Annotated in this window: 29 protein-coding genes; 9 read left to right on the forward strand and 20 right to left on the reverse strand. The window is 35.1% G+C overall.

Going from position 1 to position 25101, the window contains the following annotated elements:
- Nucleotides 1-10: 10 nt before the first annotated feature.
- From ACODS7_RS18620 to ACODS7_RS18635, 4 genes are all read right to left on the reverse strand, one after another.
- Nucleotides 11-181, reverse strand: coding sequence for a hypothetical protein (locus ACODS7_RS18620; protein WP_016082737.1), 171 nt, complete (start codon nt 179-181; stop codon nt 11-13).
- Nucleotides 182-193: 12 nt separating this feature from the next.
- Complete coding sequence (locus ACODS7_RS18625) at nt 194-397, reverse strand: hypothetical protein (protein ID WP_000435797.1); 204 nt, start codon at nt 395-397, stop codon at nt 194-196.
- A 79-nt stretch (nt 398-476) separates the two neighbouring features.
- Entirely contained in the window at nt 477-2936 is a 2460-nt protein-coding gene (locus tag ACODS7_RS18630) for a LamG-like jellyroll fold domain-containing protein (RefSeq protein WP_243168742.1), read from the reverse strand.
- Nucleotides 2937-3197: 261 nt separating this feature from the next.
- A complete protein-coding gene (locus ACODS7_RS18635; protein ID WP_003269593.1) occupies nt 3198-3446 on the reverse strand; it encodes a hypothetical protein in 249 nt (82 codons plus the stop codon).
- Between ACODS7_RS18635 and ACODS7_RS18640 the strand changes: the two genes are divergently transcribed.
- On the forward strand, nt 3334-3714 hold the full coding sequence (locus ACODS7_RS18640; RefSeq protein WP_231577690.1) for an S-Ena type endospore appendage: 381 nt from the start codon (nt 3334-3336) through the stop codon (nt 3712-3714). The genes ACODS7_RS18635 and ACODS7_RS18640 overlap by 113 nt on opposite strands.
- A gap of 55 nt (nt 3715-3769) precedes the next feature.
- On the opposite strand, the gene ACODS7_RS18645 is transcribed toward ACODS7_RS18640, so the two are convergent.
- The 5 genes from ACODS7_RS18645 to ACODS7_RS18665 form a co-directional block, all read right to left on the reverse strand.
- Nucleotides 3770-4114, reverse strand: coding sequence for a DUF3992 domain-containing protein (locus ACODS7_RS18645; RefSeq protein WP_000525819.1), 345 nt, complete (start codon nt 4112-4114; stop codon nt 3770-3772).
- A gap of 20 nt (nt 4115-4134) precedes the next feature.
- Nucleotides 4135-4503, reverse strand: coding sequence for a DUF3992 domain-containing protein (locus ACODS7_RS18650; protein ID WP_001277542.1), 369 nt, complete (start codon nt 4501-4503; stop codon nt 4135-4137).
- A 98-nt stretch (nt 4504-4601) separates the two neighbouring features.
- Complete coding sequence (locus ACODS7_RS18655; RefSeq protein WP_016082740.1) at nt 4602-5207, reverse strand: DedA family protein; 606 nt, start codon at nt 5205-5207, stop codon at nt 4602-4604.
- Between the two features lie 11 nt (nt 5208-5218).
- The gene (locus tag ACODS7_RS18660; RefSeq protein ID WP_000733844.1) at nt 5219-5500 is read right to left on the reverse strand and encodes a YkvA family protein; all 282 of its coding nucleotides are present in this window, start codon (nt 5498-5500) and stop codon (nt 5219-5221) included.
- Nucleotides 5501-5777: 277 nt separating this feature from the next.
- Nucleotides 5778-6152 carry a VOC family protein gene (locus ACODS7_RS18665; protein WP_029441693.1) on the reverse strand — a complete coding sequence of 125 codons (375 nt, stop codon included), beginning with the start codon at nt 6150-6152 and terminating at the stop codon, nt 5778-5780.
- 108 nt (nt 6153-6260) lie between these two features.
- Between ACODS7_RS18665 and ACODS7_RS18670 the strand changes: the two genes are divergently transcribed.
- The 4 genes from ACODS7_RS18670 to brnQ2 all read left to right on the forward strand — a co-directional run bounded on the left by ACODS7_RS18670 (nt 6261) and on the right by brnQ2 (nt 8863).
- Nucleotides 6261-6479, forward strand: a complete 219-nt coding sequence (locus ACODS7_RS18670) for a spore coat associated protein CotJA (protein ID WP_029441692.1) — start codon at nt 6261-6263, stop codon at nt 6477-6479.
- A 4-nt stretch (nt 6480-6483) separates the two neighbouring features.
- A complete protein-coding gene (locus ACODS7_RS18675; protein ID WP_016082743.1) occupies nt 6484-6747 on the forward strand; it encodes a spore coat protein CotJB in 264 nt (87 codons plus the stop codon).
- A 12-nt stretch (nt 6748-6759) separates the two neighbouring features.
- Nucleotides 6760-7329, forward strand: coding sequence for a spore coat protein CotJC (gene cotJC, locus ACODS7_RS18680; RefSeq protein WP_002170510.1), 570 nt, complete (start codon nt 6760-6762; stop codon nt 7327-7329).
- Nucleotides 7330-7546: 217 nt separating this feature from the next.
- Nucleotides 7547-8863, forward strand: a complete 1317-nt coding sequence (gene brnQ2, locus ACODS7_RS18685) for a branched-chain amino acid transport system II carrier protein BrnQ2 (protein WP_243168743.1) — start codon at nt 7547-7549, stop codon at nt 8861-8863.
- A 38-nt stretch (nt 8864-8901) separates the two neighbouring features.
- On the opposite strand, the gene ACODS7_RS18690 is transcribed toward brnQ2, so the two are convergent.
- The 4 genes from ACODS7_RS18690 to ACODS7_RS18705 all read right to left on the reverse strand — a co-directional run bounded on the left by ACODS7_RS18690 (nt 8902) and on the right by ACODS7_RS18705 (nt 13626).
- Nucleotides 8902-10824 carry an FtsX-like permease family protein gene (locus tag ACODS7_RS18690; protein ID WP_243168744.1) on the reverse strand — a complete coding sequence of 641 codons (1923 nt, stop codon included), beginning with the start codon at nt 10822-10824 and terminating at the stop codon, nt 8902-8904.
- Nucleotides 10825-10930: 106 nt separating this feature from the next.
- A complete protein-coding gene (locus ACODS7_RS18695; RefSeq protein ID WP_243168745.1) occupies nt 10931-11935 on the reverse strand; it encodes an ABC transporter permease in 1005 nt (334 codons plus the stop codon).
- 1 nt (nt 11936) lies between these two features.
- Nucleotides 11937-12803 (reverse strand): ABC transporter permease subunit, encoded by an 867-nt coding sequence (locus ACODS7_RS18700; RefSeq protein ID WP_243168746.1) that lies wholly within the window; start codon nt 12801-12803, stop codon nt 11937-11939.
- An 88-nt stretch (nt 12804-12891) separates the two neighbouring features.
- Nucleotides 12892-13626, reverse strand: a complete 735-nt coding sequence (locus tag ACODS7_RS18705; protein WP_098138000.1) for a YwaF family protein — start codon at nt 13624-13626, stop codon at nt 12892-12894.
- Nucleotides 13627-13837: 211 nt separating this feature from the next.
- On the opposite strand from ACODS7_RS18705, the gene ACODS7_RS18710 reads away from it, so the two are divergent.
- The 4 genes from ACODS7_RS18710 (at nt 13838) to entC (ending at nt 18603) form a co-directional block, all read left to right on the forward strand.
- Entirely contained in the window at nt 13838-14941 is a 1104-nt protein-coding gene (locus ACODS7_RS18710) for an efflux RND transporter periplasmic adaptor subunit (RefSeq protein ID WP_029441687.1), read from the forward strand.
- Entirely contained in the window at nt 14938-15612 is a 675-nt protein-coding gene (locus ACODS7_RS18715; RefSeq protein ID WP_000609100.1) for an ABC transporter ATP-binding protein, read from the forward strand. The genes ACODS7_RS18710 and ACODS7_RS18715 overlap by 4 nt, the downstream gene beginning before the upstream one ends.
- A gap of 26 nt (nt 15613-15638) precedes the next feature.
- Nucleotides 15639-16790, forward strand: coding sequence for an ABC transporter permease (locus tag ACODS7_RS18720; RefSeq protein ID WP_411326796.1), 1152 nt, complete (start codon nt 15639-15641; stop codon nt 16788-16790).
- 457 nt (nt 16791-17247) lie between these two features.
- Nucleotides 17248-18603, forward strand: a complete 1356-nt coding sequence (gene entC, locus ACODS7_RS18725) for a cell wall-binding protein EntC (protein ID WP_488827280.1) — start codon at nt 17248-17250, stop codon at nt 18601-18603.
- 264 nt (nt 18604-18867) lie between these two features.
- On the opposite strand, the gene ACODS7_RS18730 is transcribed toward entC, so the two are convergent.
- From ACODS7_RS18730 to ACODS7_RS18760, 7 genes are all read right to left on the reverse strand, one after another.
- A complete protein-coding gene (locus tag ACODS7_RS18730; protein ID WP_243168749.1) occupies nt 18868-19953 on the reverse strand; it encodes a DUF871 domain-containing protein in 1086 nt (361 codons plus the stop codon).
- Nucleotides 19943-20221, reverse strand: a complete 279-nt coding sequence (locus ACODS7_RS18735) for a hypothetical protein (protein ID WP_000900046.1) — start codon at nt 20219-20221, stop codon at nt 19943-19945. The genes ACODS7_RS18730 and ACODS7_RS18735 overlap by 11 nt, the downstream gene beginning before the upstream one ends.
- Complete coding sequence (locus tag ACODS7_RS18740; protein ID WP_001013060.1) at nt 20197-21507, reverse strand: PTS sugar transporter subunit IIC; 1311 nt, start codon at nt 21505-21507, stop codon at nt 20197-20199. The genes ACODS7_RS18735 and ACODS7_RS18740 overlap by 25 nt, the downstream gene beginning before the upstream one ends.
- Nucleotides 21508-21590: 83 nt before the next feature.
- The gene (locus tag ACODS7_RS18745; RefSeq protein WP_243168750.1) at nt 21591-21896 is read right to left on the reverse strand and encodes a PTS sugar transporter subunit IIB; all 306 of its coding nucleotides are present in this window, start codon (nt 21894-21896) and stop codon (nt 21591-21593) included.
- Nucleotide 21897: 1 nt separating this feature from the next.
- The gene (locus tag ACODS7_RS18750) at nt 21898-22218 is read right to left on the reverse strand and encodes a PTS lactose/cellobiose transporter subunit IIA (protein WP_000774623.1); all 321 of its coding nucleotides are present in this window, start codon (nt 22216-22218) and stop codon (nt 21898-21900) included.
- A gap of 110 nt (nt 22219-22328) precedes the next feature.
- Nucleotides 22329-24269, reverse strand: coding sequence for a BglG family transcription antiterminator (locus ACODS7_RS18755; RefSeq protein WP_029441685.1), 1941 nt, complete (start codon nt 24267-24269; stop codon nt 22329-22331).
- Between the two features lie 76 nt (nt 24270-24345).
- Nucleotides 24346-25101: DUF871 domain-containing protein (locus ACODS7_RS18760; protein ID WP_488827284.1), on the reverse strand; the 756-nt coding region annotated here is incomplete at its 5' end.

Genomic DNA, 25101 nt, shown 5'->3' on the forward strand with positions numbered 1-25101 from the left:
TAGCGGCGAGCTATTTTTCTGTACTATTATATTTTTTCGTTAACGATTGTAAAATGAAAAATATGCCGATGCAAGCTGTAAACCATGCCCAATTTCCTATTGGCGTTGCGTATTTAACCATTCCAATACCTACAAGCAATAGGAAAATAATCACCTGATATATGAGCTTCCACTTTTGCATATATTCCCTCCTTTACTTCGTTCCCTTCTTTTTATTCTTCCAGGCATTCAAACTATCAAAGAAAAAGTTAATAAATAACGTTCCTAGTCCTGCTAATAAGAAAGTCATTAAAAATAAAACCCAAATACTTTTCTCTTTTAAGAAATAATATCCTACAAGGAGCACAACCGCGATCCATACATATTCAAGAATTCTTTTTAGCTTTTTCTGTTCCAAATTATTCGCTCCTTCATTCTATACTACTTTTAGTATAACAAAAAAGAAGCCTATCATGATAAGCTTCTTTTCCTCTCTCTTATTTGTTCATACTTTTTTCAACGAGTGAAATCGCATGCTCTAATGTACGATTCATCGTTTCTACCTGTGCATCTTTTACTTTTACATCTTTCACTACAGCTTCGGCCACTGTAATTTTTTGACTCAGTGATTTCACTGAACCGTCCGTTACATTTGCATCTTGAGCTTTTTTCACTACTACTTTTGCAGATTCAATATTGATTTGTAATTTTTCTTTCGGTGTTTTCGGTTGTTCTACTACTTTAGATTGTACAAATGTTACATTAGCTGTTTTTAATTCGCTATATGTTTGAACGATTTGCTCTCCCGTACTCCCTACATTTTCAAACACTTGTTTTGCATTATTATAGCTTTTCTCTAATTCTTGAAATGCTTCCTTTGAATATTGACCTGGCTTATCTCCAAATCCATACGTTCCAGCTAACACTTCTTTTACTTTTCCAAGCTCTTCAAATAACGCATTTACTTGCTCTAACTTCGTACGGTTAGAGAACTCATTGTACGCCGCTAATACTTCTGAAGAACTTAACGCTTTACTATATAATTTCGCAAGCGCGATTTGTCCATTTAACGGAATACCACCATTTCCGTTACTATCAGGATCCGCTCCAAATGCAAATGGTACGTTTGGATGATACACTTTCCCAGTAGCTGGCTGACTATTTACTTTTTTACCATCTACGTAAATTGCCACTTCACTTCCGTTATACGTTCCTGTTAAATGATACGTTTTGTTCGCTTCTAATTGAACTCCAACACGTTTATAGCTGCCACCAATGTGAGCCCATAATTCAACATATCCACTTCCTGTAGACTCAAATCCAATTCCGCCGCTCTCTGTATTTTGCAAAATACCTTGGCCACGGATTTGATTCATTGAAAATACCGTTTCTAGCGTAAATGTATTTGCTACTTTCTCTTTTTGTGCTGCTGAAAATGAAAGGTATCCAAATGTATTAGATTTTCCGTTTAACTTCATCACATTCTTTTTCAATGCTTTATCATATTCAATAGTCACATTTCCCTTCACATCACCTTTTGTACCAAATGGTGAATTGTCTTTAAATGTACCATCTGCAAAGTTTACATCGAAAACATCAGCTTTTGGTACTTTCACATTCGGGTCAATATTATCTTTTTTCGTAGTAATTTCCGCAGTTAACGGCTGTACGGTTTCATTGCCAAATGAATCGATTGCAACGACTTCAAGTGTATATGTTTTCCCGCCATCTAATCCTGCAAGTGTAAATGTAAGGTCTTTTGGCACTGGATCACGATAAAACTCTGAGAATGCTAACAATTTATTTTTTATTTCACCCGTTTGCTTATCTCTAGCCTGTACACGGTAAGAGTGAACAAGAAGGTTGTCCAATGCTTGCGGGAATGTTACTGTTGCCGCATTTTCTGTTACATTTGATACAGCAAGCTTTGCATCCTTAGCAAAGTAAGGCTTTTCTTTATCACGATCTTCTACATGTGTAAATGTTTCTTTCTTTGCTGGTAATTTAATTTTCCAAGGCTCGCCTGTCCAAGAATTTGTATGGAAATCACGGCGATTAATCGTTACTTCTTCATCATCTACTTCTACTAATAAACCTTGGCTTAACGTACTAGCTCCTGGCGGGATATTCCCTTGTACTTTACCACCTTCAACTTCCATATAACTTACTGAAGATGTACCAACTGATGTAAAGTCTTTTTGATGTATCGATCTTGGATCATCTAATGGATAATGTGAATGACCTGAAAACGTAATAACTTGTGGGTATTCTTTTAATACGGCATTAATTTTTGCGCTATCTTGTGTTCCCCATTCATGACTACCGTATACTGTCTCTTTAATGTGTTGATGTAAAAATACAAAAATCGGTTTTTCTGGATCATCTTTTTGCGCTTTTGCCATTTCTTCTTTTAACCAATTAATTTGCTTGTCTGAATAATACCCATGAGTTGTTCCATTCTCCGGAGACATAACAAGGAAGTGATAACCTTTTACCACTTTATGATAATAAATTGATTCCATACCTGTTTTTTCTAAGAAACGCTTCTGTGCACCCTCTACAGATAAACCGTTCCAATAATCATGGTTACCGAGTGAATTCATTCGCACTGCATCTTTATTTGCATTTTCATTATACACTTGCATGAAACGATCATATTGCTGCACTGATCCTGTATCTGTGAAATCACCTACAATAACAAATGCATCTTGCTTCGGTGCTAATGTATTAAACTGTTCAATCGCTCTTTTCCAGCGAAACGTATCATCCGTTCCACTATTTTTAATATGCACATCACTTACAACTGGAAAAACTATCTTCTTCTCACTTGATGCCTTTTCTTGCTTTTTCTCTTCTGCCTTGACTGATGTACTCCACGGAAATGATACGAACGCTAATACAAAAACCATTAATAATCCAATAAGGCCTTTTACTTTTCTTAAAGCAGTTCTGTCCACGTGAATCCTCCTCATAATAATTGATTCATTACAAGGGCTATTTTATCTAATACATGTTAATGTCGTTTAAATAACAAATGAATTTTATTAGATTTTTGTAAATATACAGTTAATTAGAAATTAAGTCCAACATTCCTCGTACTATTGTATACAACCACCTTTTGTCTAAAAGAGTCTGATCATTCTTTTCCTATGACTATTCACATATAATCTTTTCTATAACGCTAATGATAAGTTAAGGTTTAAGCCTATTAGACAATCTTAATTTTTAATATTTCCTTCTTTTTTTAACACATCGGCCATGCTTTTACATTTAATAGTAGTAAAAGACAACTTAAAAGGAGGGGTTGTATTGAAGAATAAAAAAAATATCGGTTGTTTCGCTCCTTTATCTATTATTTGTCCAGACCCTTGTCCACCGCCCCCTCCTCCAAATCCAAATTGCGAGCGAGTAACAAATGAATTTGCAGGGAATTTCCTCATAACTAATAACACCATCCCATCTGCCAAAGATGCATCACAATCAATGATACTATGGCAAAGTGATGGGATATTACTTATATCAGGTACTGTCTCGGTTTACAATAGTACTAGCAGCACCGAAGCAATTACAATTCAAATCGTTGGAACAGTAACCAATATTTTCACTGTGTTTCCTGGTAATACAATATCGTACACAGGAAAAGATTTACACTCGGTCAGTATTATCAATATAACAAGTAATCCTTCACTATATTTAGAAGGCAAGTACTGTTGCGAATTTACATGTTGCTTATAGAATACCAATTTCATTACTTTCTAAAAAAAAAGCATACCATTTACGGTATGCTTTTTTATGAAATTGGATAACGTACTGTAATACAAAACTCGCCTTGATTAACAGTCGTTCCTGTCGTAGTAATTCGGACAGTAGTAAAATATCGGACAGTGAAAGTACCACTACTTTGTGGTTGTACAGTAATTGTATCAACTACTGTTGCACCTACTAAAAAATCAACTGTAATCGGGTTGGCACCTACATCATACTTCACGTAACCTGAACCATATACTTCTTGCGTGATATTATTTGTATATACAATTTGAGTACCAGCACCTGTAATAGACCAGTCTGTACATACTTGGTCTTGCACAAGTGTTTTATTAGAACAACAAGACAAACTGGAACTTCTCATTCCCATTTCGATCCTCTCCTATTCTGCTATGAAAGTGGATAACGTGTTGTAATACAAAATTCTCCCTGATACGTTCCAGCAGGTGTTGCAGGTAACACAACTTGTATACTATCAAAGCGGCGATACGTAAAAGCAATACTCGTTCCTGGGTTTAATGTTTGTGTATCAATTGTACCCCCAGCAGAATCAAGTACCTCTACAGTAATTGGGCCTGGTCCAACATCATATTTAACAAAACCAGTACCAACTACGTTTTGGTTAATATTATTTGTATAGAGAACGTTATCAATTGCTGTTGCAACTACAGTAGCAGACCACGGACTACACACTTTATCTTGCACATAATTTTTATCTGGACAACAAGTTAATGCGGACCCTGAGCACTCACAAGACATAGTTGTTTCCCCTCTCTCTTTTATATTCCCTATATGTGTATGTCCCTCAGAGTCTTTTGCCTGTACTATTCATCTATTTTCAAAAAATATTCAAATGACTAGATAGATTCCGTTTTGTTTCTTTTCTTCATATATTTATAGACAAAGATACTAGCCACGATAAGAATAACGCCTCCTAATATTGGTAGCATGTATTGTCCAACAACACCCGCTGCTTTTTCCCAATGCGGACCTAATTTCATTCCAAAATAAACATACAAAGTCGTTAACGGGAACATTGCTACAAATGTATATATGCTGAATTTCCATATGTTCATTTTCGCCATACCACATGGAACAGAAATAAGCGTTCTAACTCCCGGTACAAAGCGTCCAACAAATGCTACAACCGGTCCATATTTCTCGAAGAAATCATCTGCTTTTTGAATTTGTTCTTCTTTAATGAAGAAGTATTTCCCGTATTTTATTAATAGAGGACGGCCACCGTAATAACCGAGTGCGTATAACGTTAACGGTCCTGTCGTTCCACCAAGCGTTCCGGCTAGTACAGCAAGCCAAAAATTCATATCACCCTCGTATACCCAATACCCAACCATGGGCAAAACTACTTCTGCCGGAATAAATTCAAACGTTAATGCTAACACAACTCCAAAATAAGAAAACTGCTTTAAAAATTCGATTATATCTAAAATAATTTGCTCCATATTTTTAACTCCTATCCTACATTTACGTTATGCTTTTCTTGTAATTGAACTGGCGCCATTTTTACAATTCGGTTCAAAATAAATAACACAATTCCAATATCATCTAAAATACCGATAAACGGTAAGAAGTCTGGAATTAAATCGAGCGGCATCGCAACATAACCAACTAAAAATGCAATAGATAAAATTTTCTTCTTTATTGAAACCTCTTTTGAAGTGAAAAAGTCAAATAGGAATGGAACAAATCGGCGAACATGAAATACAACTCTTAATCTACTAATAAGTTTTTTCATTTTTATATCTCCTCTCTTTGTATACAAAAAGGACCCTACCAAACGTGGTAAGGGTCCTAAAAAAGACAATAAGGGGCCTCTACCATTGCTGGTAAAGGTCTCACTAACAACGAAACGTTGCCAATAAAGCCGAGGGTTTCTCCCTGTAATGACGACTTTACTGTAATAAGTTACTCCCCTTTATATACACAATTTTATACAATCACATTAAAATATTTACCTAAGCTTGTCAATATTTTTTTCATATGCTATTCAGATTATTACATTATAAAAGACACTATTCTATATTCTTTGTTGAAACAAGTTGGATCTTAACATGATCCGGATCATATAAAGTTATTCTTACTTCTTCACCATCACATTCCTCTACAAATGATATATGATAAAACTCCAATTTTTTCTTTATCTGATCGATATTTGTAGTTTTAAAAAATAGTTCCTCTACTGTTGATGTGACAGTCTCTCTATACTCTCCCAGTACCCGGTGTACAACAAAACAAATTCTCGTTGAACCAATATCATACCAAACACCTGTTACACGTAATTGTGGTCTCTCCTTACTCGGTGTGAAACCTAGAATCCCTTCATAAAAATATAATGTTTCCTTTAAGTTTTTAGATTCTAATACAATGCATGTTGTAATCCTTTCCATCCGCACTCCTCCTGCCCCTTTTAGTTTTCTATATGAGTCATAATTTACAATTATGTATGAATACAATACGTAGTGATGAATATCTCATTAATAAAGGAGGCGTGTAACATGGACAAATACATGAAATCCTACATACCTTTTCATGGACCAAACGATCCTTGCCCTCCAATTGGGAAAAAATATTACTCAACACCCCCTCACCTGTTTATGGGCTTTCAGCCACCTAACTTACCCCAATTCCCACCAAAAGAAGCTTTAAGAAAAGGGACTTTATGGCCTGCTTTTTATGATTATTATGAAAATCCTTACAAAAAAGGACGTGACTAACAACGTGACACAAATATTGCCTGATGAATATTACAAATGGATTGAAGAACTACAAGAACTGGACTTTGTATTAGTTGAACTTACCCTCTATTTAGATACACATCCTAACGATACCGCCGCTATAAATCAATTCAATGATTTCTCCTATAAACGAAGAATATTACAGCAAAAAATTGAAGGAAAATACGGGCCACTTCAACAGTTTGGAAATAGTTATTCTAACGCTCCATGGGAATGGAGCAAAGGGCCTTGGCCATGGCAAATATAAAGGAGAGACACTATGTGGATTTATGAGAAAAAATTACAATACCCTGTTAAAGTAAGCACCTGTAATCCAGCACTCGCAAAATTATTAGTTGAACAATACGGAGGTGCAGATGGTGAACTCGCAGCTGCCCTTCGCTACTTAAATCAACGGTATACGATTCCTGACAAAGTCGTTGGCTTGCTGACCGATATTGGCACCGAAGAATTCGCACACCTAGAAATGATTGCTACAATGATTTATAAATTAACGAAAGATGCAACACCTGAACAAATGAAAGCTGCTGGATTAGATGCACAGTACGCTAATCACGATAGCGCCTTGTTTTATCATAATGCCGGTGGTGTTCCTTTTACTGCTACTTATATTCAAGCAAAAGGTGATCCTATCGCAGATTTATATGAAGATATTGCCGCTGAAGAAAAAGCACGAGCAACTTATCAATGGCTCATTGATTTATCAGACGATCCCGACATAAATGACAGCTTACGCTTTTTACGCGAACGAGAAATTGTCCATTCACAACGCTTCCGAGAAGCAGTTGAAATTTTAAAAGAAGAACGCGATAGAAAAATATATTTTTAATACACATATCCTAGCGATATGTGTTTTTTTATGTTAAAAGTTAAATCCTTCCTATTAAACATATAAATAGTATATTTATTCGATTTAATGCATTATTTTTTAATATTTTCAAAATTCCCTATTGCTTTCTAGTCATCAGACCTTTAAAATAATAACAGTTACTCGACAAATTATTTGAATTTTCGACAAAAACACTCATTAGGAGGATTTTCTTTATATGCATACAACTTTAAAACCAGCGCAAATACTTTCGATTAGTTTATTACTATTCGCAGTTTTCTTCGGTGCTGGTAATATGATTTTCCCGCCCCTTCTTGGTCTTTCTTCCGGAGAAAATATGTGGGTTTCCATTACAGGATTTATTATTACAGACGTCGGTTTATCTTTACTTGCTATCGTTGCTGTTGCCCTTGCTGGTGGTAGTTTTAACACTTTAGCGAGCCGTGTTCATCCAAAATTCGCAGCAGTATTCGCTATCATTATTTATCTTTCAATCGGCCCACTATTTGTTATTCCACGAACTGGATCTGTATCTTACGAAATCGGGATTGCACCACTTTTCCCAGATCAATGGTATTCTATGTTAGTTTTTAGTGCGATTTTCTTTACAGTCGTTTACTTCTTATCATTAAATCCATCCAAGCTAGTAGATCATATCGGTAAAATATTAACACCAATTTTACTTGTAATTATTGCAATTATGGCAACAAAAGCGATTCTTTCACCAGGAACGTTTGCAGAGCCTATCGGTGACTATAAAGACATCCCGTTTTTCAAAGGATTTCTTGAAGGATTTTTAACGTTAGATGCAATTGGCGCTCTCGTACTATCAACAATTGTTGTAAATGCAATTCGTCAAAACGGTATACAAGAGAAGAAATCTATCGCAAAATATACAATCATTTGCGGAAGCATTGCTGCTCTATTCTTAACAATTGTTTACTTCTTACTCGGTTATATCGGAGCTTCAAACGGAAACTTAGGGCAATTCGAAAACGGTGGTCAGCTATTAGCTACTGTTATGTATCAATTCTTTGGGACAAGCGGTAATATTTTATTAAGTATCGCCATTATCTTCGCTTGTTTAACGACGGCAATTGGTGTTGTAAGTGCATTTGCAAATTATTTCACAACAGTGCTAACAAATGTTTCATACAAAAAGCTTGTACTATACGTTTGTATCTTTAGTTTCGTTATTTCAAACTTAGGATTAAGCTTATTAATTAAAATCACACTACCTGTATTAATTATTTTGTACCCAATTACGATCATTTTAGTTTTCGTATCATTTATCGATAAATATACGAAACGTAAACCTTCTGTCTACATTGGAGCGATGATCGCAGCATTTATTATTAGCTGTATTCATGCACTTGATAATGTGGAAATGATACCAAGTTTTATCGCTAATATCGTGCACACCATTCCATTTTATAACTTAGGAATTGGCTGGATCATTCCAGCAATAATCGGTGGTATAATTGGATACTTTATTCCGCAAACAGAAGCTGCAGGTGAAGTTTCTACAAAATAAAGAAAAGAAGCAAGCATGAAATCCATGCTTGCTTCTTTTTATTTTCTATCAGTAAATACTGTATTCGTGTACGAACGAACCGTTAACATATAATAACCAAAGTAAATCACGATATATACCCCTATACTACCGAGCAGAGGAAGACTATATTCAAACATTCCTCCAAATCCCATCAAGCTTAAAAACGCAAAGAACGTATGACATATCGCAAGCATGAATGGTGCTAAAAATATTGCACCGACTTGCTTTCTTACAGACTCCCTTGCTTCCTTCTTCGTTAATCCGATTTTCTTTAACATTCCGTATGCCGGTCGCTCTGCCATTGCTTCTGTTATTTGTTTAAAGTATAAAATACAGCCTGTTGCAAGAATAAAGACAATCCCTAAAAATACACTTGCAAATAATAATACTGCACCATCTTGCAATTCAGATTGATTCGTCTTCTCAAATGATTGGAATTTCGCTTCTTTCGGAATAATAGCTCCTATTCTTTCCGTTAGCTCTCTACTGCCGTTCCCTTCAACGATAAATCCGCTAACTGTTGAAACATCCTTTCCTTTCTGCAACTTATTAAATAATGACTCTTGAACAACAAGCCCCACTGGTGCAAGTTTCGCACTAACAACTGTTTCTTCGCGGTGATCAACGATTGTTAAACCACTCTTCATTCCTTCAAAGGACACATGATTTCCTTCAAGAGAATTTTTTTCGATGTTATATGATTTATACGGATCTAATAAAACAACTTCCTTTTCAGAACCGAGAATAACTTGTTTATGACCTAACATAGAAGCTAATTTATTATAATCTGTCACTTTTATAATTTGTACATTACCATTACCTATTAAATATCCTGTTAACATTTGTTCTCCATCTATATTTCCTTGCATAGAGAGCATAGTTATAGACGTTTCATTTTTAATTCCTAACTCATGTTTTTGAATCTCTTCACTGACTTTCTTATCTAATTCCTTCCCAGTCGTTACATACTCATAACTAACTGGATTCATAAGTTTCGCCGTTTTCTTCGCTCCATAATACATACTAGAACTCATACCAATTGTGCATAGTGTTACCGCACTTAATAAAGATAATAACGCCAGCATCTTTACATTTCCTTTTATTCTAAAGTACAATGAAGAAATTGATAAAATGTTCGTCCCATTCCAATATTTCTTCTTGTCTTCTTTTACTTTATGCAGTGATTTCACTGTGTACTGCTCAAATAATAAAAACGTACCTTTTACAATTAATCCAAAAATGACTAACCCTGTAAAAAGTAACATCACTACTCCAAAAATTAAAGTTGAAAATGCCACCACATACCCTATAAAAAGTAATACAATTGCACTTTTCGCTTTCTTACTTGAATAAGTAGGTGCCTCTTCTTTCTGATTTTCCCCGTACAATAATTCAACTAAACGATGCTCATAAATTAACTTTTTACTTTTCCATGATGCAATAAAGAAAATTGCGCCTATCGTTATAAGAACTTCTACTATAGATACAAATGAAATCGTAAATGTAAAAGTAAACGCACTTCCCATTAACTTCACGAGAAGCCCCGCGCATATATTGGCTATAAACAAACCTGAAATGATACCTAATACACTTGCCGCAGCACCAACTAATAATGTTTCATAAAAGAGTAACTTAGCAATTTCTTCTTTACGGATACCTAGTAAACTGTATAGCGCAATTTCTTTTTTCTTCTTTCGCAAAAAGAAGCTATTACAATAAAAAATAAATATCGTTAAAAAGATAATTAACAATATTTGTGCAAACGTAAATGTCGTTTCCACCTTATCCGACTCTTTCAAAAGAGCTACTACACTTTCATTTCGTTTAATCGATACGAATGTAAAATAAATAATAATGCTGCCTACTAATGAAATAAAGTATAGAAAATAATCTTTCACATTTCGTTTTATACTACGTTTTGATACTTCTAAAAAATCCATCGTATACCTTCACCCGCTCTCGCATTTCTCCCCTATCGATTTTTATTACATCTCTCTTACGATATTGTAATATAACAAAATAAAAGAACCTAGTTTCCCAGGCTCTTCACATCGTATGCTTAAAAGTAAATAACTCTTCTTTTGATTGCACAGCAGATTGTTCCCCTTCTACAACTTCCTTCTTTATCTCTCCTCCTAACCTTACTTTCATCATCGCCTCTTCTATACTTTTTACAATCATATTTCCTGAAAAAATAGTAAGTCCAAAACATGTAATGGGAACGAGCGGAATCCACGGATTCACTGTTAATGATCTAAAATAGACTCCAATTAAACCTGACCATTCATGCGTGTAAGATTCTATTTCTTCTATCGGTCCTAAAAACTGAACTGTTCCACCAAAGAATATTTCCAGTAATCCTAAGTGCAGTAAAATAGTAAGAGTTTGCGTAAACTGCTGAAAAAATACAAGTATAAACGTCATATAGAGATGCGGGAAAATATGCTTTATAACAATGTGCCTTCTCGATCCACCCAATATGCGCGCAGCTTCAATAAATTCTTCGGTTCTCAATTTACGTACTTCCTTCGCAACATACAGTGCAATAACTGGCGTCACAAGCGTTACAAGTAATAAAACTTGAAACGAAGCCCTTTCAAAGAAGGTTGTTGTTTCCTCTCCACTCCCAAATGCATTTGCAAAATGAAGAAAAAAGTACGCAATCATAACTGTTGGAATAACTGTAAAACTATCAAAGAAAGCCTCGATTTTTGAAAATCCTCTTTTTATGTACGTTCCGAGGACGACACCAAAAAACACACCTATTACCATTCTAAGTGCCGCAATTAAAATAGATATACCAATCGTCCACTTTGCGCCTTCAATGACTAAATGTAACAGGTCATACCCTTTCCGATCGGTCCCAAGTAAAAATTGTAATGAAGGTGAAAACGGTGGTACTTGTGGATTTTCATCCGCATCATATTGCAATGTAACTTGTCTAATATGCCCATCATTCCATATCGTATTTCCGATGCTCAAAAGAACTAATATGAGAAGAAACCCAATGCTTATCCAAAATCTTTTATCGCGTTTTATATACGTCCACATATTATAGTCTCTCCTTCATCGCAGCTGGAATGAGATAATGAAACAATTTAAACACAATAAAAATCGGAATATAAATAAGCAGCACACTAACGATGAAAACCTCAACCCTAATACTCTCATACGATTTCAAAAACATAAAAATACCACCCGTATTAAAAATCCATTCTATAATATATAAATTAGATAACATAAAAAAGATATTTGTTTTCGCAAAGAAAAGTGTACTAAGCAACACATTTCGTAAAACATGACGATTTAAAATATGAAAGCGCCCCAGCCCTTTCACCTTAGCAAATAGTACATAATCTTTTTCTAGTTCATTTTCAAAACGAAGCACGACCATTTTTACAAACATAATCGTAGTCGGGATGCTCAAACACAATATTGGCAACCCCCTAATCGACTCGCCTCCAATTGAAGCAATTTGAAAAGGTAAAAAACCTGTTTGTTTAAAAAACCATACAACTAAAATTTGTGATACTAAAATAAGAAGGATATCTGGAATGGATTCTAGGAAGATAAGAAATGATTTAATTCGATGTTGTATACGCGGTGAACTACTCATAATTACATAAACAATACAAAATGCTACAAATAATGAAATGAAAAAAGCAGCTAAAAATATAATAATTGTTTCTTTATAATGGACGAACAGCTGCGGAAATAAAAATTTACCTTTCACATATTGCAAATTGGAAATATCCATTAAGTTCACAAACACTTCTTTTAAACTCTGTATGTACCTTGATGCATGCAGCTCAAATCCATAAAATAATTTCGGCAGTGCCCCTAAACAAATAATACCCAAAATCGAAATAATAAATTGAACCGTCACTTCCATCCCATTCAGAAAAACTTTTTTGACCACGTTTTCCCTTCTCTCTCTATATAATTTACCCCCTAATTTTATTCTTAATTTTCTGAATTGTAAATGTTTATATAAAAAAATCACTAGGTTATGATCCTAGTGATTCTTTATGCGCATGCCCTTCTCTTTTCACAAATGGCATATACAAAATAAAACATCCAATAAGCGCAGCTATTTCTAATGAAATAATATAGTAAGGATGCGGCCCTAACATATCGAGTAATGAAGCAGTTTCTGGCTTACGAGCTAAAAACATATAATTACCACCTGTTTTGTAATTTACAAACGAAACAATCGGAATCAATATGTTTAAAAATATCATCGTACGTTTAATAGATTGTAATGTAGGACGATACCCTTCTACCCAAGTCATAAAGAGCGGTGCCCAAATGAGCAATACATGTGCGATGAAATATTCAATGAAACGAAAATGCGGAAAAGCATATTGCAAATTTGGCGTTAAAATGGCTTGTGATGCACCAATAATTCCCGTAAAAAATACAACCTCATATATTCGATAACTTTTCGTTACAATCATAATCGACGCTAACAACAAACTAATTGTACATAACTCAAACGGTAATGAAGTAGCTAGCTCAAAAATCCCTGCTTTCCACTCCCACATATGCAGTCCAATTTCACTCCCTATAAATAGAAATGCAATCGCATATCGAACCGTTATATTCCACTCATTTTGACGTAATACATCTTGGTATTGATATAAAAAAACGATTCCCACCAACATAATAAATAATATAATGGCATGTTGCCTTGAGTAGGGAATAAACGGTTTTAATGGATGTGCACTAAAATAAGCTTCCATCTTCCTTCCTCCTCTCCTTCATACAATATTATTGTAAGAAAGAAACAACGAGTCAATTCATTTGCTTACACTGGGACAAGCTCTACCTTACATTTACATATTCATACCTTACAAAACTGTAAGGTTATTGTAAGCTAAAACGATTTGTCAGATTCTTCTCCTCTTTTATACTTAATGTAGATACTAAAACGAACGAAAAGGTGATAAATAGATGAAGAAGAAAAATAAAGTGTTAATTACTAGTGTAGTAGCAATCGGAATTGCAGCTGGATCATACTTTGCATTTGCTGGAGGCAGTTCAGAAGTAGCAATGGCATATAGCGGTTATAAAGTTACGGAAAAACAAATCCAAAACGCACAAAAATTTGGTGGCGAAATTATTCCAAACGGAATTGAAACTATTTCATTCGATCCAACAAAAGGAACATATGAATTAGCTGTTAAAAAAGGCGATGAAGTGAAAAAAGGTCAACTTCTGTTTAAATACAATGATCCTACTGCTAAACAAGGTGTAACAGAAGCAGAAATGCAAAAGAAAATCGCACAAAAAGAAGTAACGTTGTTCCAAAAACAAATTGATGCAGCGAAACAAAAATTACAAAAAGACAAAAATGCAGGCCTTCCTGCTGAAGCATTAAAAGCATCAGAAGCTGAAGTTGGGCAATTAGAATCACAAATTGAAATGAAAAAGTTTGAAGTTGAAAAAGCTGATGAAATGATTAAAGCAGCAAAAGAGAAAGTAAACACTCTTTCTGTAACAAGTCCTGCTGATGGCGTAATTGATGATATCGTAAAAACTGCTGACGAAAAAACAGGTATGAGTGGAATTACTCTTCGTCACGCTGGTCAATTTAAAGTAAAAGGTCAACTTTCTGAATATGAGCTTGCTAGTATGAAGGTTGGGCAAGAAGTAACTGTTTCATCAAAAACTGTCGCTGGTAAGACTTGGACAGGAAAAGTAACAGAAATCGGTTCTACACCATTAAAGAGTATGGACGAAAATAAAACTGTTTCTAACTATCAATTCACTGTCACATTAGATAATAGTGACGAACTACAAAACGGATTCCACGTTTACGTAACAAGTAAATCTGGCGAAGCAACTGGTACAATTGTTCCGAAAAGCAGCATCGTGAAAAAAGGTGACAAAAATGTTGTCTTCGTTGTAAAAGACGGTAAAGCGAAAGAACAAGCGGTTACTGTTGAATTCGAGACAGATAGCGAAGCAAAAGTATCTGGAGTGAAAAAAGGAGAAAAAATTATCTCTAAACCTGAAAAAGACTTAAAAGATGGTATGGAGGTTGTCGTTGAATGATTAACTTAAAAGGCATCACGAAATCCTTCCAAAATGGTGCAGAGTCCGTTCAAATATTACACGGAATTGACGTAACACTAAATCAAGGAGAATTCACTTCAATTATGGGACCTTCTGGTTCTGGTAAATCAACATTAATGAACATTATCGGTTGCCTAGATAAACCAACGACAGGCACGTACGAGCTAGCTGGCCAAAACATTTCAAACATGTCTGAAACAGAACTTGCACACGTACGTAATAAAGAAATCGGATTCGTATTCCAAAATTTCATGTTATTACCGAGACTTACAGCACTTCAAAATGTAGAGCTACCTCTTATTTACGCTGGAGTTGATAAAAAAGAAAGACGTGAGCGTTCATTAGCTGCTTTAACAAAAGTAGGCTTAGCTGATCGCGCTACTCACCTGCCGAACGAATTGTCAGGTGGACAAAAGCAGCGTGTCGCTGTTGCCCGTGCAATCGTAAATAACCCGAAATTCATTTTAGCCGATGAACCGACGGGAGCACTTGATACGAAAACAAGTACACAAATTATGGACCTCTTTTACGAATTAAACAAACAAGGCTCAACAATCATTATGATTACCCATGACCGTGAAATCGGGGAAGCTGCAGCACGTCAAATTGTAATTCGTGACGGAAATATCGTCCAAGATTGGAGAGGTTAATTTTGAACACGAGTGAAAATATACGCATGGCCCTTTCCTCTATCTTTGCTCATAAAATGCGTTCTATCTTAACGATGCTAGGTATTATTATCGGTATTAGCGCCATTATTACTATCATTTCAATGGGTGATGGTACAAACGCAAAGTTTAAAAAAGAGTTAGGCCAAGGAAAAGATAATGAAGTAACGATTTACTACAAAAACCCTGATTATGGACCAGATAACGCTAAAATTACATCTGATATGCTGAAACGTCTTCAATCTGTTCCTGGAGTTAAAGATGTTTATCCAGATGTAAGTATGAAAGTAAAAGCATCTGCTGGTTCAAAAGATGTCTCTCTTGATTTAAAAGGTGGAACAGGCGCCTTTATGACAGATTCAAAAATAAAATTAGTTCACGGTCGTGAATTAAACGACAGCGAATTAAACCAAGCAATTCCTGCTGTTATATTAAATGAAGAAGCTTTCAATAAATTATTTAATGGTTGGGAATCAAATTTATACACAGATATAAAAGGAAAACCATATAAAGTAGTCGGTGTGTACGAAACGAAAAATGAGTTTGGAATGGCTATGTCAGAAGGTTATACATCACTTGAAAACGCCCCTGTCATTTCTGGAGTAACTGAGTATGACACTGTAAAATTAACACTCGTTTCTCCATCGGAACGTAAAAATGTAGAAAAAGAAGCCGTTTCCGTTTTAAACGACATGAAGGCCCCTAAATTTGAGCATAAATTTGAAGCGCAAGACATGGGTGAATTTACGAAGCAACTAGACGAATCAATCGGTATGATGAAAATGGTATTCGGTGGTATTGCTGCTATTTCCTTACTTGTTGGTGGTATCGGTGTAATGAACATCATGCTCGTATCTGTAACAGAACGTACACGTGAGATTGGTATTCGTAAAGCACTTGGTGCAACACGTGGTAAAGTATTAACACAATTCTTAATCGAATCTTGTATTTTAACAGGACTTGGTGGTTTCATCGGATTCATGCTCGGTATTTTCTTCGCTTGGATCGTCTCAATCTTTGCTGGATGGCCACTCGTTGTCTCAAAAGAACTTGGACTTCTTGCAGTAGGTATTTCAATGCTAATCGGTATTGCATTCGGACTACTACCAGCTAACAAAGCTGCAAAACTTGATCCAATTGAATGTTTACGATATGAATAAACAAAAACGTAGGAGTTTACACTCCTGCGTTTTTTGTTTACCTATTAAATTGAGTTTCTTCTATTATATATGTTTCACGTTACAACAATCATTCTAATACTCTTCATTATTTATAGCTACTAAGGCTATTATCTAATCCTATTATTGCAAAAATACTATGTAACAGACGAAAATCAAGGCGTAATTTTTTCCATGCTTCGACTGATTTTGTAACAATTATATCGATATTTCACTAAATTTCACCTCATTTATATCTTTTCACGTCTAAAAAGATTATTATTCTATAACTATTTTTTCATTTAAACAGTAAAACACACTACTTTTGTAACACTATAGATACACTTAAGAAAAATTACCGTAATATTATTAACGTTATAGTAATTGAAATACTACTCATTTTGTGTTTTATATGCCCTAATACGCCAAAAAACAACAAGGAAGCGCTATCAGGATATTTATGGAATTGTTACAGAATATTAATGCCCCGTTACGAAAGCTTTGTAATTTTATGTTTTTCACAAATAAGAAAATAATGGTTGCTATAATGAGGTCAACGAAAACAAATGCAATGGAGGCTATTATGAAAAAATTTATGGGTATAGCAACAGCAGCGGTTTTTGGTCTTGGGATTTTCACAACATCTGCTAAAGCAGAAACTATCGTAACGACTGACGTACTAAACGTACGAGAAAACCCAACTACTGAATCAAAAGTTGTAGGAAAATTATTAGATGGATATAAAGTAAATGTTTTACATACAGAAAATGGTTGGTCAAAAGTTCAATTGAATAGCGGTAAAGAAGCTTTCATAAGCGCTGACTATACAAAAGACACTTACTACGTAACAGCAAACGTATTAAACGTACGTGCTAGTGCAAACACAGATTCAGAGATTCTTGGTAAGTTGAAAAAAGATGATGTAATCGAAACAACACACCAAGTACAAAATGATTGGATTCAATTTGAATATAACGGAAAAACAGCTTATGTTCATGTTCCTTACTTAACAGGTAAAGCACCAGTTAAAGTTCAACCAGTAGTTAAAGCTGAAAAAACAACTACAGTTCAAGATACAGCTAAAGTTCGTGAAGCAGTTAAAGCTCAGGAAGTAGCTGAAACTCAAGCAAAAGCTAAAGCAGTGGAAGCAACTAAAGCTCGCGAAGCAGCTGAAGCTCAAGCAGAAGTTAAAGCTCAAGAAGCGGCGAAAGCTCGTGAAGCAGCTAAGGCTCAAGAAGCAGCTAAAGCTCAGGCAGATGCTGAAGCTCAAGCAGATGCTAAAGCTCAAGAAGCGGCGAAAGCTCGTGAAGCAGCTAAAGCTCAAGCAGATGCTGAAGCTCAAGCAGCGGCTAAGGCTCAAGAAGCAGCTAAGGCTCAAGAAGCAGCTAAGGCTCAAGAAGCAGCTGAAGCTCGTGAAGCGGCTAAAGCTAAAGAAGCAGCTAAAGCTCAAAAACCAGCTACACAACAACCTGCTGCAAAAGAAACTGAAACAAGTGCACCATCATCTTCTCGTGAGTTACGTGTTGTAGCAACAGCTTACACAGCAGATCCACTTGAAAATGGTTATAAAGCAGGCGACCAAGTAAAATCAGCTATGGGTCACAACTTAACAGCTAATCCAAACATGAAACTAATTGCAGTTGATCCAAGTGTCATTCCATTAGGTTCAAAAGTATGGGTTGAAGGTTACGGAGTAGCAATCGCTGGTGATACTGGTGGAGCTATTAAAGGAAATAAAATCGACGTTTTAATGCCAGATAAAGGCACATCAAGTAGCTGGGGACGTAAAACAGTTACAGTTAAAGTATTAAACTAGTTATAAAAAAGAGTCAGTCTCATCGTTGAGGCTGGCTCTTTTTTTACTCTATTAAACTACTGAAAAAAATGAAATTATATCAACGATTTTTCAAATATATCTATCGTAACCTACAATATATCAACGATTTTTCGAATATATCTATCGTAACTTATAATATATCAACGATTCGACAAGAGATATCGATTTACCGACAAATTTTGACGTTAAAAGTACTTTAATATTAAAAAGGCGGTCCAAAATTTGGAACGCCCCCTATCTTCTCTATTCCACACAAGTAAACTGCGTCCAAGCTCCTACATAATCTAGTAAGAATAACTCCTCTTCCGCAATTGTACCGACAATATTTTTCCGTTCATCTATCGGCATTTCTTTTAGAATGATTTGCAGTTCACCTTTATACTTACCAAATGAATTGTTACCAATTACAACTTGCCCTCTTTCCTGTAGTACACTTTCGCGCACTGGGAAGTCATACTCTTTGTACTTTTTACGTACTTCTGTAGAACGTACCATATACTCTGTTATGTCGCCGCGTCTTACATGTAATTCTTGCAGCGAGGCTCTCTTCTCTACTTCAGTCGCTTCGTCTACAAATTGTACTTTCAGCTGTAACATGTAACGATTTAAGTTTCCTAGTTTCTCTAACTCTTCTTCACTCGCATAAGCATTTCCGATAATCACATCATCAATAAGCCCTGTTGCCCATAAATGTTTCGCTTGTACTTCTATCGGTAGGTTACGATGTTGTTCTAGCGTACATAATCCGTCATTAATATCCCATGGACCGATGTTAGCTGCATGTGACGTAATAAATGCTGCACTGCGAATACCATGCTTTTTAAAGCGTTCACTACAGCGAATGAAATAATCGTACGGAAGACCAGTGAATTTTTGCGGATAAAAATTATGACAACCAATTAAAGCTGATTTATTCGCTTGATGCGAAAGAATATTTTCTAAGTACGCAATATCGTTACTTACATTTAACTCAATTTTTAAACCGTACGGATTATTCGTCATTTTCGCTTCCGTTAATCCGTCAAAGCCTACATCTAATCGAATACCATCTGCACCTAACTCTGCGAAAAATGATAGATCACTATAGCTAATACCAAGCTGATCAAACACAGCTGGAGCTACATCTAGAATAACTTCCATATTGTTATCTTTTGCATGATTAATAATCTCTTTAAATTCAGCTACAATTTCTTCTTTCGGACGATTCACAGATAACAAACAAGTAAATATTCTTGAAAAACCGTGTCGTGCCGCTGCGGAAATATAAGCCATATCTTTTTCTTTCGTTGAATGTTCTGGATAAAGTGAAATTCCTAATTTACGCTCCATGCTTTTGCATCTCCTTCACACGTTGTATTAATGCCATGCTCGTAAATCTATATTTTGCAGATAAACATGTTGCACATAAAATTGTCGGTACAATAATTACGTACGGTGAGTGTAGACCTAACATTACATATGCACCCATTGAACAACCGATAAATAAAACTGATACTAGTAGTAACACTAATAAAGATTTACTTTGTACCCATTTCGAATAATGGGCAATACACTGTCCGACCACGAATGTAATTAAGATGATAATTGCTCCGAGCATTCTGTTTTCTCCTCTCCTGCTAATTGTTGTTTCTCATACATCTTGAAGAATGGATAGTAAATAACGAATGAGATAACAAAGTTAACAAGTACAAGTACACCAGCCATAATTGTCCAGTCCGTACTAATCACCGCTGCAATTGGTGCTAACATCGTAAATGGCAGTTTCGCCATCATGAGTGGAATCATACCTGAAACAACTGCGAAATATGATACTGTCGTTGTCACTAACGGTGTAATAACGAACGGAATAATTAAGATTGGGTTCATTACAATCGGAGCCCCGAAAATAATTGGCTCGTTAATATTGAATAAACCTGGTACGAATGATAATCTACCTAACTCTTTTAGGAACTTAGATTTAGAGAACATAAACATAATTACTAAAGCTAACGTTGAGCCTGATCCGCCAATCCATACGAACCATTGAATGAATTGCTCTGTAAATAAGTTTGGTAATTGATGTGCATTTCCTGTAGCCGTGAACACTTCCATATTTTCAAGAATTGCTGAATCCCACATCGGACGAATGATTGGTCCTAAAATCGCTGGTCCATGTATACCAAATGACCAGAAGAACACGATTAAGAATACTGTTAATAAACCACCGAATAAGTTATTTCCTACTAGTACTGATTTTAATGGTGCGATTAAGTATGTAATTGTTGTATTTACATCAAATTTCAAACCGTAGCGAATGCCCCAGAATAAAAGAATAACTACTAATGTTGGAATTAATGCTGCAAACGAATTTGAAACTGCTGGTGGTACACTGTCTGGTAATTTAATTGAGATATTATGCTTAATCATAAAGTGATAAATTTCTACTGCAATTAATGCTGTAACAATTGCACCAAATAAAGACGTTGCACTTAATGTTCCTACTGAAATATATCGACCTGCATCAATAACACCTGGTACAGCTTTCGTAATTTGAATTGGTTCAACTGATGCTAGTAAAAAGGCGAGTACAGATAGTAGCCCTGCACTTAATTGATTGAGCTGATAAAAGTTCGCGAGCGAAGCCCCTACACCAAACGCTGCGTATAATGCCATTAGTCCTACTGTAAATCGGAATGGAATATCTAAAATATGGCGAAACGGTGCAATCCATTCCATATATGCATCAATTGGTAAATTTAAAAAGATTACGAAAAATGACCCGACGATCGTTAACGGTAATGTAGAAATAACCCCGTTTCGAATTGCTAATAAATGTCGTTGTCCTGCAATCTTTTGCGTTGTTGGCATAATCTTTTGTTCCATAAAACTCATAAACCCATTCATCAATAGCCCCCCTCTTTCTCTCTACTATAAAAGAATGAAATAAACTTTATAACATTATAATGTTTATATTTAAAAAGATATAATTATGCTAAAACTAATTGTTCTGCTTGCCTAAGCACTTTCAAACCATCACACATGCCATAATCTCGTTGGTCTATAATTGCAACTGGTATGTTGTATGAATTTGCAAGAACCTCTACAGCTGGAAATAAATATTTCACTTGTGGACCGATTAAAACGACATCGGCTTCTTTTATTTCAAGTTTCACAAGTTCTGAATCAACCGCCTTAATTTTATAATTCTTCCCCTGTTTCTTTGCCTCTTCTTGCATTTTTCTTACGAACATACTCGTTGACATACCTGCTGCACAACATAATAAAATATACATCTTATACTGTCACTTTCTCTTCCACTCGTTTATGAAGAGTAATAAATTCTTCAGCTAGTTCTTTCACTGTAATTGCATTCATTAAATGGTCTTGTGCGTGCACTAACAGTAAACTGATTTCTGCATGATTTCCTCTTGCCTCTTCTTGAATTAAATCCGTTTGAATACGATGAGCTGCTGAAATTTCCTCACTAGCAAGTTTCATCTTTTCACCCGCATTCTCGAAATCTCCTTGTCTTGCAAAAGCGATTGCTTCAAGCGCCGCACTTCTCGCATTGCCACCATGTAAAATTAATGCAAATGGAGTTTGCATATCAGCCATTTTAAATTCCCCCAAGCTATATGTTTTCTATATTTTTATCTTATTATGAAAACGCATACAATTAAACATAAAAAACTTCCGTTATGTAACGGAAGTTTTTATATACTTTTTCAAAATGATAATAAAATCTCTTGAAAATCTTCAATTACCTCGGTCTGAGTAAGTTTCTCTATCGCACTTTGACTAGACATAATATCATATAAAAAATCATAAAGCCTTTGCAAATCTTCATTATTATTGCGCTTTACACTAAATAAAATAATTACTTGTACTTTTTTGTCTCCCCAATCAACAGCCTTTTCAAGTGTGCAAAACATCAAAAAAGTTTCCTCACTTAATAACTGCATCGGATGTGGGATTGCAACTGAATTCCCAACCGCTGTCGGAGACGTATTTTCTCTTTCCATAACAGAAGCATAAAAGTTTTCTGGTACATAGCGTTTCTCAGCAGCTTTCTCACATAAAAACTGAATAACATCCTCTTTCGTAGAAGCACTATGATTTAAAAAGATTAAATCTTCCTTAATATATTGCTGCACACTATTATTCACATGCGTAAACAACCGCTGACCAATCGATTTAATCTCTTTATCATCAAATATTGAATTCACTTTTATAACTGGAACAGGCAAGCCACTCGGTATATGAATCGTACTAATAATACAATCTATTTTTTCTTTATAAAGATCTTCTACTTTCAATTGATAATAGCCTGTAATACCTACAATCTCTAATTTATCTCGAAACTGTGATAAAATTTTATATTTTAATAGTTGTGCACTTCCTTGACCAGTCGCACAAACTAATAAGCATCTTTTCTTTTGATTCTGCTCCTGCAAACGGCTCATCGCTCCGCCTAAGTGAATTGCAATATAACCAATTTCACTTTCAGGGATCGATTCACCCGTATATTCACCAATGATATCTCCAACGAGAATCGCAATTTCAAAAGCATACGGATAATTCTTTTTCACTTCTGCCAAAAGAGGATTTCTCGTATTTAACTTATACTTCAAACGATTTAATAACGTTTTTAAATGAATACCAAATCCAAATAATAATTCTTCATCATAATAAAAAATAAGATTCCGTTCTTCCGCTACTTTAAAAAGAATATGTTGCATAAATGCATATATATCTTTTCCTAATAGCTCTTCTACATTTTCATAGCGATCTCTCGTTGTAACAGCAGTACTTAATAAATGCATCGTCACATATAATACTTCTTCTTCTGGAAATAAAAATTTTAACTCTTTCTCTAAATCTCCTAAAATCTGCTTCGCAATTGTATATTCTTTCTTTATTATAAGTTCTGATTGCTCCGCATGCAGTCCTTTCATATAATGTTGACTTTGACAACGCTTTAATGCGATTGCAATATGAATGACTAAATTATCAATTTCTATATCAGATAAATATATTGTTCCACCCTCAATATACTTTAATATAATTGAACGAATAAGTGATATATGAGGTAGCGATAAATACGTCTCCGTCTGCTCAAATTGCTCATGAAACGGAGTATGGTCATAACGCGGTAAACCATATTGTGATAAACAAGAACGAATATTAAATTCCTCTCCAACAATACGTATACCATAATACGGTCTCTTCTCAATTTGTAATTTATAGCGACTACATATATCTGTAACATCTTTCATAATTAAATTGACCGTTGATTTGCTCACATAAATCTCTTCCGCTAATTCTGAAAGCTTCACATATCCCTCTGTCGTTAAAACACGCTGCAAAATGTACGCTATTCTTTCTTCATAAGAAGTTGGAATCTTTTCCGTCTGTTTTTGAAATAGACTCACACAAAAGTCTTCAAATTTCTTCGTTTGTATAATTTCTAATTCGTACCCAGTCCCTCTTTGCGATTCGATTTTCGCTCCGTTTTCTTCCAATATATCATTTAATAATTTTATATCCTTTTGAATCGTCTTCGTCGATACATGTAAACGGCCCGCTAAAAAAGCTCGATTTAACATCGATTTCTCTTCTAAAAACTCCTCTAAAATAGAAATTAATCGCTGATGCACCTTTGTCATAGCTCTTCCTCTCGCTCTTTATATATAAAGGGGGAAAAGCTGCTGAAATCAGTAGTTTTTCCCCTTTATATTCTCTCTATTTCTTTAATGTGAATCCGAATTTATCCCATGCTTGTAAATAGTCTAGTAAGAAAATCTCTTCTTCTACAATTCGACCAACTACATTTGTTTTTCCTGTATTCACCATATCTTTTAATGCAAGTTGTAATTCGCCCTTATACTGGCCATATTGTTCATTATCAATTAATAGATCTCCACGCTTAATTTCACGCGTATTATGAGGTTTAAACTCTTCTTTTTTATATTTCACACGACTTTGTGTAGAACGAATCATATATTCAGATACATCTCCGCGATAAAAATGTGGTTCGTCTAATACGATAATTCTTTCTAATTCTGTCGTTGTATCATATAGTTCTATATCAAATGTTTGTTTCTCTTTATTTAATGCACCTAGTGCTTGTAATTCTTCTTCTGACGCATATGCGTTTGCAATAATAACATCATCAATTAATTCCGTCGCAAATAAATGCTTCGCCTGTGTTGTCATCGGTAATTCACGATGCTGCTCTAATGTACATAACCCTTCTGTTACTGGCCAAGGTCCGTATGTTGCATCAAATGATGAAATAAAAGCAGCCGTTCTCATACCGTAATCTTTAAATTGTTTCGAGCATTTAATGAAATGATCGTATGATAACCCTGAATAACGATGCGGATAAAAATTATGACAACCAATTAAATTTTCACGATTTGGTCTATGACTCATAATGTTATCTATATAAGTTCCGTTTAATGTTTTAACATCGATAAAAGTGTCTATACTGCTTAT

This window comes from Bacillus sp. FG16, from assembly GCF_057809515.1.

Bases quoted from the DNA above. Each gene is read 5' to 3' on its own strand.
- ACODS7_RS18620 (WP_016082737.1), bottom strand. From the start codon at position 181: ATGCAAAAGTGGAAGCTCATATATCAGGTGATTATTTTCCTATTGCTT.
- ACODS7_RS18645 (WP_000525819.1), bottom strand. From the start codon at position 4,114: ATGGGAATGAGAAGTTCCAGTTTGTCTTGTTGTTCTAATAAAACACTT.
- ACODS7_RS18650 (WP_001277542.1), bottom strand. From the start codon at position 4,503: ATGTCTTGTGAGTGCTCAGGGTCCGCATTAACTTGTTGTCCAGATAAA.
- ACODS7_RS18655 (WP_016082740.1), bottom strand. From the start codon at position 5,207: ATGGAGCAAATTATTTTAGATATAATCGAATTTTTAAAGCAGTTTTCT.
- ACODS7_RS18660 (WP_000733844.1), bottom strand. From the start codon at position 5,500: ATGAAAAAACTTATTAGTAGATTAAGAGTTGTATTTCATGTTCGCCGA.
- ACODS7_RS18665 (WP_029441693.1), bottom strand. From the start codon at position 6,152: ATGGAAAGGATTACAACATGCATTGTATTAGAATCTAAAAACTTAAAG.
- ACODS7_RS18670 (WP_029441692.1), top strand. From the start codon at position 6,261: ATGGACAAATACATGAAATCCTACATACCTTTTCATGGACCAAACGAT.
- cotJC (WP_002170510.1), top strand. From the start codon at position 6,760: ATGTGGATTTATGAGAAAAAATTACAATACCCTGTTAAAGTAAGCACC.
- brnQ2 (WP_243168743.1), top strand. From the start codon at position 7,547: ATGCATACAACTTTAAAACCAGCGCAAATACTTTCGATTAGTTTATTA.
- ACODS7_RS18690 (WP_243168744.1), bottom strand. From the start codon at position 10,824: ATGGATTTTTTAGAAGTATCAAAACGTAGTATAAAACGAAATGTGAAA.
- ACODS7_RS18695 (WP_243168745.1), bottom strand. From the start codon at position 11,935: ATGTGGACGTATATAAAACGCGATAAAAGATTTTGGATAAGCATTGGG.
- ACODS7_RS18705 (WP_098138000.1), bottom strand. From the start codon at position 13,626: ATGGAAGCTTATTTTAGTGCACATCCATTAAAACCGTTTATTCCCTAC.
- ACODS7_RS18710 (WP_029441687.1), top strand. From the start codon at position 13,838: ATGAAGAAGAAAAATAAAGTGTTAATTACTAGTGTAGTAGCAATCGGA.
- ACODS7_RS18715 (WP_000609100.1), top strand. From the start codon at position 14,938: ATGATTAACTTAAAAGGCATCACGAAATCCTTCCAAAATGGTGCAGAG.
- ACODS7_RS18720 (WP_411326796.1), top strand. From the start codon at position 15,639: ATGGCCCTTTCCTCTATCTTTGCTCATAAAATGCGTTCTATCTTAACG.
- entC (WP_488827280.1), top strand. From the start codon at position 17,248: ATGGAATTGTTACAGAATATTAATGCCCCGTTACGAAAGCTTTGTAAT.
- ACODS7_RS18730 (WP_243168749.1), bottom strand. From the start codon at position 19,953: ATGGAGCGTAAATTAGGAATTTCACTTTATCCAGAACATTCAACGAAA.
- ACODS7_RS18735 (WP_000900046.1), bottom strand. From the start codon at position 20,221: ATGCTCGGAGCAATTATCATCTTAATTACATTCGTGGTCGGACAGTGT.
- ACODS7_RS18740 (WP_001013060.1), bottom strand. From the start codon at position 21,507: ATGAATGGGTTTATGAGTTTTATGGAACAAAAGATTATGCCAACAACG.
- ACODS7_RS18745 (WP_243168750.1), bottom strand. From the start codon at position 21,896: ATGTATATTTTATTATGTTGTGCAGCAGGTATGTCAACGAGTATGTTC.
- ACODS7_RS18750 (WP_000774623.1), bottom strand. From the start codon at position 22,218: ATGGCTGATATGCAAACTCCATTTGCATTAATTTTACATGGTGGCAAT.
- ACODS7_RS18755 (WP_029441685.1), bottom strand. From the start codon at position 24,269: ATGACAAAGGTGCATCAGCGATTAATTTCTATTTTAGAGGAGTTTTTA.